Raw genomic sequence first — 10,647 nt, 5'->3', positions numbered from 1 at the left:
GGGAGAGGTTGCTGGCCGTACCAAGTATCAGTATCGATACCGACTGGTTCTACAGGAGGGGCGGCCGGGCGTTCCTGCGCTTTGCGAAGGAACTGGTAGCCCCGGTCGACGAGTGCGTGAGCAACCTCTATAAGTGCGTGCTCCGGTATACGACGAAGACGGCCTCTGGCTCGCTCCGCTTCGACCTCGCCGCGGTCGACGCCGTTGTGAACGGGGTGGCGCGGATGGTGGTGGAACTCGCCTCGGTTATGCGGCGGCTTCAGACCGGGCAGCTCCGCGACTACGCGGTATGGATACTAACCGGCCTATTTGTATTCCTTAACGTGGTGCTTTTCTTATCCTGAGCCCCGTACGGGTAAAATGTCCATTACGGTATCCTCTCCCGCGAAGGTAAATCTGTTCCTGAAAGTCCTCGGCAAGAGGGAGGACGGCTACCATGAGATACGCTCCCTTATCCAGCCTATATCTCTCTCGGACGAACTGACAATCGAGGCCGTTCCGGGCGATACCGTCACGGTCACCTGCGACAGTGCGGCCGTGCCTACGGGCCGGGAGAACCTCGCCTGGCGGGCGGCGGAGCTCTTCCTTGAGAGGACGGGGCTTAAGATGGCCGTTCGGATAGATATAGTTAAAAAGATACCCGTGGCCGCCGGGCTCGGCGGGGGCAGCTCTAACGCGGCCTTGGTCTTGAGGGGTTTGAACGAGCTGCTCGGTACCGGCCTCGGCGAGGAGGAGCTAATGGATATCGCCGCCTCCATAGGCTCGGACGTGCCGTTTTTTATCCCCGGCGGCCCGGCCGTCGTAAGTGGCAGGGGCGAGATTTTGGAGAAAACGACGCTCCCGGCCTACGAATACGTCCTCATAAATCCTGGATTCGAGGTCTCCGCCCGCTGGGCGTATGATAATTTGGACTTGACAAAAAAAGGTGGAGATAATATTCTATTATATTCAGGAAAATCCCTCGGGGTGCCGGAGGGCATAAAGGCCTACCTCTATAACGACCTCGAGGGGGGGGTGCTTAAAAAACACCAGGAAATATCGATACTTAAGGGGTTGCTCGACGGTGCGGGGGCGCTCGGCTCGCTTATGAGCGGAAGCGGCCCCACGGTGTTCGGTGTCTTTACGGACGGGGACCTGGCCGCCCGCGCCATGGAAGATCTGGAAAGACAAATAGATAGCCCCGCCGCCATATTCCATGCAAGGGGGCTCGCAAGGGGGCTCTAAACCCTTGCGTTTCTGTCCGGAGTTTCTTCGGGCGAAGGTATGAAGCTGTTGCGGATCGCGAACTGCGGAAATCGCTTGGGGCGTCGCCAAGCGGCAAGGCACGGGGTTTTGGTCCCCGCATTCGGAGGTTCGAATCCTCCCGCCCCAGCCAGATAAAGACCGGCCAAGGAGCCGACCATGCTCGACAAGGTAAGGATATTCACCGGAAGGTCCAACCCGGTTATCGCCGAGGGGATATGCACCGCGCTCGGGGTGGAGCTCGGCAAGGCCGAGGTCAAGACCTTCAGCGACGGTGAGATAAGCGTCGACATCCAGGAGAGCGTCAGGGGGATGGAGATATACGTCGTGCAGTCGCTCTGCACCCCGTGTAACGACAACCTGATGGAGCTTCTGATAATGCTCGATGCGCTCAAGAGGGCGTCGGCCTATTCGATAACGGCGGTGATACCGTACTACGGTTACGCGAGGCAGGACAGGAAGGTCGCGCCCCGCACACCCATTTCGGCCAAGCTCGTGGCCGATCTGATAGAGGTGGCGGGCGCGACGCGCGTTGTCTGCATGGACCTGCACGCCGGGCAGATTCAGGGCTTTTTCAACATACCGGTCGACAACCTCTACGCCACGCCGGTGCTCCTTCCTTATATAAAGGGACGCTTTACCGACGAGATAGTGGTCGTCTCCCCGGACGCCGGAGGCGTGGAGAGGGCCAGGGCGTTCGCGAAGAGGCTTGAGGCGGGGCTGGCGATAATCGACAAGAGGAGGCCCTCGCAGAACGTCTCCGAGGTAATGCACATCATAGGCGAGGTCGAGGGCAGGGTAGCGGTGCTCCTCGACGACATGGTGGACACCGCCGGTACCATGACGCAGGCCGCCGCGGCCTTGCAGGAGCACGGGGCCAAGGAGATATACGCGTGTTGCACGCACGCCGTACTCTCCGGCCCGGCCATGGAGAGGATAGAGAACTCCCCCTTGAAGGAGGTCGTCGTGACCGACACGATACCCAACAGGTGCGACGACGGGTGCGGCAAGATCAAGTACATACCGGTCGGGCCGCTCCTCGGTGAGGCGATAAAGAGGATACACTTCGGCGAGTCGGTAAGCTCCCTCTTTGTCTGAGGGGCCGGCGAGTACGTATTAAACACAGGAGGAAGAAGATGGAAGAGATAGAACTTTCCGCCCGGCCAAGGGAGGAGACAGGGAAGGGGGCGACCGGAAGGCTCAGGAGAGACGGCTTCATCCCCGCGGTCCTTTACGGGCCGAACGTGAAGAAGAGTTTGTCCCTTACGCTCAACGCCAGAGAGATAGACAAGATACTGCACGGCCACGCGGGCGGCAACGTGCTCATGAGCCTCAAGCTCGAAGGGAGTAAGGCGAAGAAGGTGATGTTCAAGTCCCTCGACCGCCACCCCGTGATGGACGACGTCCGTCACATCGACCTGATGGAAATCCTCATGGACAAGGCCGTTACCGTGCCGGTCCCGATACACGTGGTGGGCAAGTGCGAGGGCGTGGAGTTCGGCGGCATACTGCAGCAGGAGATGAGGGAGATAAAGGTTGAGTGCCTCCCGAGCCACATACCGGACTCCATAGACGTGGACGTGACCGCACTCGTCATAGGAAGCACGCTGCACATAAAGGATATTACCCTTCCAGCGGACCTGAAGGCCGTTGACGACCCCGAGCTTACGGTTATAAGGGTGGCCGCGCCGATAGCCGAGGTGGAGGAGAAGACACCGGAGGAGCTCGAGGCCGAACTTGCCGAAAGCTTCGAGGAGAAGGCGGAGGGGGAAGCCGCACCGGGGGAGAAGCCGGAAGAAAAGTCGGAAGAGAAGACGGAGAAGAAGGCGGAGAAGAAGGAGTAGGCCCGCATACGTAAGGGAAGGTATTTTTGTTCGCCGTATTAGGACTCGGAAACCCAGGCTCTCGTTACGCCGGTACCAGGCACAACGTCGGCGTGATGGTCGTCGAGAGGCTCGCCGCCCGCCACGCCGTAAGTTTTAAGGCCCGGCGGAAATGGTGGGGGTGGGGGGGGGGTAGGGGGGGTAAAGGCAGCGGCGCCTGCACCATCGGGGAAGGCTCCATATCCGGCCGCGACATAGTCCTGGCAAAGCCCACGACATTCATGAACTTGAGCGGCGAGGCCGCGCTTGAGCTTGCGGAAAACTTCTCGCTTGCGCCCGAGAGGATTATAGTCGTCTGTGACGACTGCGACCTGCCCTTGGGGAAGGTAAGGATAAGAAAGGGCGGTGGGAGCGGCGGACACAGGGGGCTCGATTCAATTATAGCGCAGCTCGGGACCAACGCCTTTCCCAGGATACGCCTGGGGGTGGGCAAGCCGGATGAGGGCGCCACGGCGGAACACGTCCTCGGCCCCTTTGCCGCGGACGAGGAAGAGGCACTCGAAGATATGCTCGAAAACGCCGCTTCGGCGGTAGAGCTTTTTCTGGACAAGGGTATAGACAGCGCGATGAACGCGTTTAACTGAGTGGGATGGAAAGGAGAGAGTGAATAATATGGGTTGGTTTGTAAGTCTTGCGCCGTATCTGGCCATGGCCGGTCTCGCGATGGCGCTGGCCATATACATCTACGTCGCCATGCAGCCGGAAGGCAACCAGAAGATGCAGGAAATATCCGCCATGATCCACGACGGGGCCATGGTCTTTCTTAAGAGGCAGTACTCTATACTGCTTCTCTTCGTCGGGGCGGTCGCTCTGCTGCTGGCGGTTTTCATAAGCTCCGCTACCGCGCTGGCATACCTGGCCGGGGCCATACTGTCGATGCTCGCTGGCTTTTTCGGCATGAAGGCCGCCACGAGGGCCAACGTCAGGACGACAGCGGCCGCCAATATGTATAAGCCCGACACCTCAAAGGCGCTTTCCGTGGCGTTCCTCGGGGGCTCGGTCATGGGCCTCTCGGTGGCGAGCCTCGGGCTCCTCGGCGTCGGCGTGCTCTTTCTGATCTTCGGGAAGCCCGAGACGGCGGTCGTCATAAACGGCTTTGCCATGGGCGCCTCTACCATAGCGCTCTTCGCCAGGGTCGGGGGCGGTATATACACCAAGACGGCCGACGTCGGCGCCGACCTCGTCGGTAAGGTCGAGGCCGGCATCCCCGAAGACGACCCGAGGAACCCGGGAGTCATAGCCGATAACGTCGGCGATAACGTCGGCGACGTGGCCGGGCTGGGGGCGGACATATTCGAGTCCTACGTGGGTTCCATGATAGCGTCGATCGCCATAGGCGCCACCGCCATAGCCGGGAGCAAGGTGGCGGGGCTCGGTACATCTTACTCGCTTATGGCACTCCCCGTAGTGCTCGCCATGGTGGGGCTCGTGGCCTCCGCGCTCGGCATACTCGCCATGAAGGTCCTGGAAAACCGCGATCCTGCGGCGGCCTTGAGATACGCGACCTTCATAGCCGCCGGACTCTTCCTCGTCTTTGCCCTTATAGCCGTACCGGCCATGGACGTTAAGTTCGGGGTATATATAGCCGTGCTCATAGGGTGTCTTAGCGGCATAGCTATAGGGCTCATAACCGAGTACTACACCGCGGCCGGGCCCGTGGAGAGGATAGCCGACGCGAGCCAGACCGGCCCGGCAACTAATATAATAACCGGGTTGGCCGTGGGGCTCGAGAGCTGCGTCCTGCCGGTGCTCTCCATATGCGTCGCAATATTCATAGCCAACTACTTCGCGGGCATCTACGGCATAGGCATAGCCGCCGTCGGCATGCTCGCCACCACCGGAATAATAATGAGCGTTGACGCCTACGGCCCCGTTGCCGATAACGCCGGCGGCATCTCCGAGATGAGCGGCCTCGGCCCGGACGTAAGGGAGATAACCGACAACCTCGACGCGCTCGGCAACACCACCGCCGCCATAGGCAAGGGCTTTGCCATAGGCTCGGCCGCGCTAACCGCGCTCGCCATGTTCTCGGCCTTCGTCCAGGCCATAAGCAGCGCCCGGGGGGAAGCCTTCGAGATAATAGTCACGGACCCGACCGTCGTCATCGGGCTCCTTATAGGCGGGACGCTTCCGTTCTTCATAGGGGCGCTGACCATGACCAGCGTCGGCAAGGCCGCCTTCAAGATGGTTAACGAGATAAGGCGCCAGTTCCGCGAGATACCGGGCCTGCTCGAAGGCAGGGAGGGCGTGAAGCCGGACGTTGCGAAGTGTATAGACATAAGCACCTCGGCCGCGCTCCGGGAAATGATAGCCCCCGGATGCGTTGCCGTCGCTGCGCCCGTGCTCGTGGGCTTCCTCTTCGGCCCGGCCGCCCTCGGCGGTATGCTCGCCGGGGCTACGGTCGCCGGAGTGCTCCTCGCGCTCTTTATGGCCAACGCGGGCGGGGCGTGGGACAACGCCAAGAAGTACATAGAAAGGGGCAACATGGGCGGCAAGGGCTCCGAGGCCCATAAGGCCGCCGTCGTGGGAGATACCGTCGGAGACCCCTTCAAGGATACCTCGGGCCCGGCCATGAACATCCTCATAAAGCTCATGAGTGTCGTCTCGCTCGTCATAGCACCGCTGCTCGTTTAAAAGAGAGAGGCAGCTCGATTATAGTGGAAGAGGGGCCGGTGAATAGCCGGCCCCTCTTCTTTTGGTTCTTTCCCGACAACCGATAACTGATAGCCGATAACCGAATGGGCTTTAACTGTGGAATAGTAGGGCTGCCGAACGTCGGCAAGTCCACGATCTTCAACGCCATGACCGCCGCCGGAGCGGAGGCGTCCAACTACCCCTTCTGCACGATCGACCCGAACGTCGGCATGGTGCCGCTCCGGGACGTGAGGCTCCAGAACCTCGCCGATATAGTAAAGCCCCAGAGGGTCGTCCCCAACTCGGTAGAGTTCGTCGACATAGCCGGGCTCGTAAAGGGCGCGAGTTCCGGCGAAGGGCTCGGCAACCAGTTCCTCGGCAATATCCGGAGCGTGGACACCATAGCCCATGTCGTCAGGTGCTTCGAGGACCGGGATGTGGTCCACGTGGACGGAAGGCTGGACCCGCTGTCCGATATAGAGACCGTCGAGACCGAGCTCTTGCTCGCCGACCTCGACGGAGTCACGAAGAGGATAGAGAAGACCGAGAAGGCCGCGAAAAAGGGGGATAAAAAGCTTGTGGCGGCCCTCGATGCGGCGAAGAGCGTAAAGGCGTGCCTTGAGGAGGGTAGCCCCGTAAGGGGCCTCCCGGAGGAGACCAGGGAGGCGGTAAGCGACCTTCACCTCATCTCGGCAAAGCCGGTCCTCTACGTGGCCAACGTGGGTGAGGACGACCTCGAGGGAAGCTCGCCAGGTGCCGCGGCCGTAAGGGAGAGGGCCGAGAGCGAGGGGGCGGGCTTCGTGGTTATCTCCGGAAAGGTGGAGGCCGAGATGGCGGAGCTCTCCGCCGAGGAGCAGGAAGAGTTCCTGGAGGGCCTTGGAATGAAGGAGTCCGGCCTTACGAGGCTTGCCCTGCAGACCAATAAACTCCTCGGTCTTATTACGTATTTTACCGCCGGCGAGAAGGAAGTACGGGCCTGGACCGTAAGGAAGGGGGCCCTGGCCCCGGAGGCCGCAGGCGTCATCCACACCGACTTCGAGCGCGGCTTCATAAAGGCCGAGGTCACCGCCTACGAGGACTTCGTCTCGCTCGGGGGAGAGGCCGAATGCCGCAAAAAAGGGCTCACCAGGGTCGAGGGCAAGGAGTACGTCGTACGCGACGGGGACGTAATATACTTCAAGTTCGCCGTCTGAACTTCTTGATCGGGCTAAGGAGGGGATAAGGGAAATTATTTTATTGATTTCGGGCGGTGCATATAGTATAAAGTAACATTGAAAAATCCTTGCTCCGATAAAAAGGGGCGAACCCGCACGAGCGGGGAACCATAAGGAGGTAATATGGAAAGAGATTACGAGACGGTCTGGATCACGAAGCCGGACCTGGGTGAAGAGGGAAACAAGGGGATTATCGGCAAGGCCACCGCGCTTGTGGAAGGCGCGGAGCGAGAGACCGAGGTCGCCGAGTGGGGGAGGAGGAAGCTCGCCTATCCCATACAGAAAAACCCCGATGGATATTACGTACTTATGACCTATACGTCCACTCCGGAGGCGACCAAGGAGCTGGAGCGGATGTTGAGGCTCAATGAGGATGTCCTGCGTTACCAGACCGTGGGGATAACGAGGCCCGAGCCCGAACCAGAGGCCGCCCCGGCCGAGGTCTCGGCGGAGGCACCGGCGGAGGCACCAGCCGAGACATCGGCTGCGGCGCCTGAGGCCGTGGAAGCTCCCGCCGCCTCTTCGGAGAGCACGGAAGAGGGGAAGGAAGGAGGCCGGGATGAGAAGTGAAGGAGGAGGCCCGAGAGGCGGAGGTCCCAGAGGTGGAGGCCCAAGGGGTTACGGCGGTGGTCCGAGAAGGAGCTTCCACAGGAAGAAGGTCTGCCGTTTCTGCAAGGAAAAAGACCTGAAGATAGATTACAAGGACGCAAAGGCGCTCAGGCCCTATCTCTCGGAGAGGGGTAAGATAGTGCCCCGCAGGATAAGCGGCACCTGCGCCAAGCACCAGAGGTCGCTGGCAATCGCCCTGAAGCGTGCCAGGAACCTGGCAATAGTTCCCTTTACAGGGACCTCCATATAGCGTTTAAGAGACGGAGTGAACCGTTATGAAGATAATACTTAAGGAATCCGTAACCAACCTCGGGAGCTTCGGTGACGTGGTCAACGTTGCCAACGGGTACGCGAGGAACTACCTCCTCCCCCGCGGGGTGGCCGTCGAGGCCACGGGCGGGAACGTGAGGCAGTTCGAGGCCGAGAGAGAGGGTTGGGAGAAAAAGGAGCGGAAGAAGAAGGACGCGGCCGAAAAGGTGCGCGCCGACGTCGAGGCGCTGAGCCTTAGCTTCTCCAGAAAGGCCGGGGTGGCGCCGGAGGAAGAGGAGACGCCGGGAAAAGGGAAAGAAGGGAAAGAAGAGGGAAAAGGGAAGAAAGAGAAAAAACCGGAGAAACTCTTCGGCTCCGTCACCTCGATGGACATCGAGGCCGCGCTTAAGGAAAATGGTCTTGAGATAGACAAGAAGGATATCCTCCTTAGCGAGCCCCTTAAAAGACTCGGGGACTTTACCGTCGGCGTAAAACTCCACCCCGAGGTGACCGCCGAGCTCAAAGTTTCGGTAATCAAAGAGTAGTCCGGCCGCCTCCAGGTCCGGGGCGTTTACTACGGCATGTTTTTCTGAAGGGCCCGGCCGCCTCCAGGTCCGGGACGTTTACTACGGCATGTTTTTCTGAAGGGCTCGGCCGCCTCCAGGTTCGGGGCGTTTACTGTAGCGTATTTTTCCGGAGGGCCCGGCCTTGAAGGGCCGGTGTTCTCCAAGGTAGTTAGTTCGTTACCGGCACGGCCCGCATCGAACCATTTTCGGGCGGACCGCGCCCACACCCTGCCCACCCATGGCGCTTAGCGTTCAACGACAGAGAGAATCCGTCCAGCGGGTCCCGCCGCATAATATCGAAGCGGAACAGTCCGTCCTCGGCTCCGTACTCATAGACAAAGAGGCCATCAACAAGGCCTTGGAACTCCTCTCCCCCGACGGCGACGACTTCTACCACGAGGTACACGGAAAGATCTTCAAGGGCATGGTCTCGCTCTTCGAGAAGAACACGCCCGTGGACCCGGTGACCCTTACCGACCTCTTCAAGGACTCCGACCTGCTGAAATCCGTCGGCGGGGTGTCCTACATAGGGGAGCTTGCCGAGGCCGTGCCAACGGCCGCCAACTTCGTCTATTACGCCCGGATAGTAAAGGAAAAGGCGCTCTTGCGGCGGCTCATAAGCGCCGCTACCGAGATAGCCAGCCGCGGCTACGAGGGCGGCGAGCGCGTGGACGACTTCCTCGACGACGCCGAGAAGATAATCTTCCAGGTCGCCCAGGAGAAGGACAAAAAATCCTGCTACGCCTTGAAGGACATCGTCGGCCACGCCTTCGAGACCATCGAGAAGCTCTACGAGAAGAAGACGCACGTAACCGGCATAGCCACCGGCTTCAAGGATTTGGACACCCTTACCGCCGGCTTCCAGGACTCGGACCTCATAATCATAGCCGGCCGTCCGAGCATGGGTAAGACGGCATTCGCCTTGAATATCGCCGAGCACGCGGCCATCGAGGGCGAATGCCCGGTGGCGGTCTTCTCGCTCGAGATGAGCAAGGAGCAGCTCACCCAGAGGATGCTTGCCTCCAGGGCCAGGGTGGACCTCCAGAGGCTCAGGAAGGGCTTCCTGACCGACGAGGACTGGTCGAACCTTACCACGGCCGTCGGGACGCTCTACGAGGCCCCGGTCTATATAGACGACACCCCGGCCCAGACCGTGCTCGAGATCAGGGCCAAGGCCCGGAGGTGGAAGACCGAGCTGGGCTTGAAGCTCATAGTGGTAGACTACCTCCAGCTCATGCGCGGCAGGCGCAACACCGATAACCGCGAGCAGGAGATTTCCGAGATATCCCGCTCCTTGAAGGCCCTGGCAAAGGAGCTCAACCTGCCGGTCGTGGCCCTCTCCCAGCTCTCAAGGCGTCCCGAGCAGCGCGATATCAAAAAGCCGCAGCTCTCCGACCTCCGCGAATCCGGGGCCATCGAGCAGGACGCCGACGTGGTGATGTTCGTCTACAGGGAGGCCGTCTACAAGGACTGCGAATGCCCCAGGGGGGCGTGCACGTGCGGGGTGAGGCACGGCGCGGAGATAATAGTCGCCAAACAGCGTAACGGCCCCACGGATAATATAAAGCTCACCTTCCTGAACGAGTTCACCAGGTTCGAGGACCAGGCACATGTCGATTACTCCGACGTACCCGACGAATGGGTGGAGTAGTCCCCCGGCTTACTTGAACTTCGCCCCCCCGGCCCCCCCGTCTCCCCGGCTCGTAACGGAAAAATACCCGCACACAAGGATTGGATTTGGATAGATTCGTCGACGTCGCGGTCAACCTCCCGGTAGAGGGGAGTTTCAGCTATTCCGTACCGGCCCACCTAGAAAAGGAAGCGGCCGCGGGTAAGCGCGTTCTCGTGCCCTTCGGGAGGCGCACCGTCACCGGCTACATCCTCTCGTTTGTAAAAGAGCCGGGTGTGGAGACGGTAAAGCCCATACTCGACGTGCTCGACGACGTGCCCGTCGTCGACTCGAAGAGGTTGAAGTTCCTCAGGTGGCTCTCCTCTTACTACTTCGCGCCCATTGGAGAGGTTTTGGCCCTTACGCATCCCTCGTCGGTCAATATAAAGAGCTATAGACACTTCTACCTTACTGACTCCGGACGTGGAGTGCTGGAAGTGGAAAAAACCTCCGCCGTGGCGGGGGAGGTGCTAAGGGCCTCTGAAAAGGGGGTGACCCTCGCCGCCCTGCTAAGGCGCTTCAAGGGGAAGAGCGTATACTCCACGGTCGAGTCGCTTAAGGGGAAGGGCTTTCTTCGCGAA

At 60.3% G+C, this 10,647-nt stretch carries 12 protein-coding genes and 1 tRNA gene; all 13 read left to right on the top strand.

Annotated features, from left to right (window positions below):
* Positions 1-344, top strand: a 344-nt coding sequence (locus V3W31_06565; protein MEE9614599.1) for a hypothetical protein, incomplete at its 5' end; no start/stop codon positions are given.
* Between the two features lie 16 nt (positions 345-360).
* A complete protein-coding gene (ispE, locus tag V3W31_06560) occupies positions 361-1,224 on the top strand; it encodes a 4-(cytidine 5'-diphospho)-2-C-methyl-D-erythritol kinase (protein ID MEE9614598.1) in 864 nt (287 codons plus the stop codon).
* Between the two features lie 76 nt (positions 1,225-1,300).
* Positions 1,301-1,375 (top strand) — tRNA-Gln (locus tag V3W31_06555).
* A 26-nt stretch (positions 1,376-1,401) separates the two neighbouring features.
* Entirely contained in the window at positions 1,402-2,340 is a 939-nt protein-coding gene (locus V3W31_06550; GenBank protein ID MEE9614597.1) for a ribose-phosphate pyrophosphokinase, read from the top strand.
* A gap of 38 nt (positions 2,341-2,378) precedes the next feature.
* Positions 2,379-3,086: a 50S ribosomal protein L25 gene (locus V3W31_06545; GenBank protein ID MEE9614596.1), complete on the top strand. Its 708-nt coding sequence runs from the start codon at positions 2,379-2,381 to the stop codon at positions 3,084-3,086.
* A 26-nt stretch (positions 3,087-3,112) separates the two neighbouring features.
* A complete protein-coding gene (pth, locus tag V3W31_06540) occupies positions 3,113-3,709 on the top strand; it encodes an aminoacyl-tRNA hydrolase (protein MEE9614595.1) in 597 nt (198 codons plus the stop codon).
* Between the two features lie 28 nt (positions 3,710-3,737).
* Positions 3,738-5,759 (top strand): sodium-translocating pyrophosphatase, encoded by a 2,022-nt coding sequence (locus V3W31_06535; protein ID MEE9614594.1) that lies wholly within the window; start codon positions 3,738-3,740, stop codon positions 5,757-5,759.
* Between the two features lie 104 nt (positions 5,760-5,863).
* Positions 5,864-6,952 carry a redox-regulated ATPase YchF gene (ychF, locus tag V3W31_06530; GenBank protein ID MEE9614593.1) on the top strand — a complete coding sequence of 363 codons (1,089 nt, stop codon included), beginning with the start codon at positions 5,864-5,866 and terminating at the stop codon, positions 6,950-6,952.
* A gap of 144 nt (positions 6,953-7,096) precedes the next feature.
* Positions 7,097-7,543, top strand: coding sequence for a 30S ribosomal protein S6 (gene rpsF, locus V3W31_06525; GenBank protein MEE9614592.1), 447 nt, complete (start codon positions 7,097-7,099; stop codon positions 7,541-7,543).
* The gene (rpsR, locus tag V3W31_06520; GenBank protein MEE9614591.1) at positions 7,533-7,832 is read left to right on the top strand and encodes a 30S ribosomal protein S18; all 300 of its coding nucleotides are present in this window, start codon (positions 7,533-7,535) and stop codon (positions 7,830-7,832) included. The genes rpsF and rpsR overlap by 11 nt, the downstream gene beginning before the upstream one ends.
* A 25-nt stretch (positions 7,833-7,857) precedes the next feature.
* Complete coding sequence (gene rplI / locus V3W31_06515; GenBank protein ID MEE9614590.1) at positions 7,858-8,376, top strand: 50S ribosomal protein L9; 519 nt, start codon at positions 7,858-7,860, stop codon at positions 8,374-8,376.
* 259 nt (positions 8,377-8,635) lie between these two features.
* Positions 8,636-10,048, top strand: a complete 1,413-nt coding sequence (gene dnaB / locus V3W31_06510) for a replicative DNA helicase (protein ID MEE9614589.1) — start codon at positions 8,636-8,638, stop codon at positions 10,046-10,048.
* An 86-nt stretch (positions 10,049-10,134) separates the two neighbouring features.
* The coding region (locus V3W31_06505; protein MEE9614588.1) for a hypothetical protein at positions 10,135-10,647 on the top strand (513 nt) is incomplete at its 3' end.

The organism is Thermodesulfobacteriota bacterium, assembly GCA_036482575.1.
Lineage (GTDB): Bacteria > Desulfobacterota > GWC2-55-46 > GWC2-55-46 > JAUVFY01 > JAZGJJ01.
The sequence above is the reverse complement of the archived record's forward strand: the minus strand, read 5'-3'. Positions and strand labels throughout refer to the sequence as shown.

What these genes read in the sequence shown, in the direction of transcription:
- V3W31_06550 (MEE9614597.1), top strand. Translation starts at nt 1,402, where the DNA reads ATGCTCGACAAGGTAAGGATATTCACCGGAAGGTCCAACCCGGTTATC.
- rpsF (MEE9614592.1), top strand. Translation starts at nt 7,097, where the DNA reads ATGGAAAGAGATTACGAGACGGTCTGGATCACGAAGCCGGACCTGGGT.
- rplI (MEE9614590.1), top strand. Translation starts at nt 7,858, where the DNA reads ATGAAGATAATACTTAAGGAATCCGTAACCAACCTCGGGAGCTTCGGT.
- ispE (MEE9614598.1), top strand. Translation starts at nt 361, where the DNA reads ATGTCCATTACGGTATCCTCTCCCGCGAAGGTAAATCTGTTCCTGAAA.
- rpsR (MEE9614591.1), top strand. Translation starts at nt 7,533, where the DNA reads ATGAGAAGTGAAGGAGGAGGCCCGAGAGGCGGAGGTCCCAGAGGTGGA.
- ychF (MEE9614593.1), top strand. Translation starts at nt 5,864, where the DNA reads ATGGGCTTTAACTGTGGAATAGTAGGGCTGCCGAACGTCGGCAAGTCC.
- V3W31_06545 (MEE9614596.1), top strand. Translation starts at nt 2,379, where the DNA reads ATGGAAGAGATAGAACTTTCCGCCCGGCCAAGGGAGGAGACAGGGAAG.
- dnaB (MEE9614589.1), top strand. Translation starts at nt 8,636, where the DNA reads ATGGCGCTTAGCGTTCAACGACAGAGAGAATCCGTCCAGCGGGTCCCG.
- V3W31_06535 (MEE9614594.1), top strand. Translation starts at nt 3,738, where the DNA reads ATGGGTTGGTTTGTAAGTCTTGCGCCGTATCTGGCCATGGCCGGTCTC.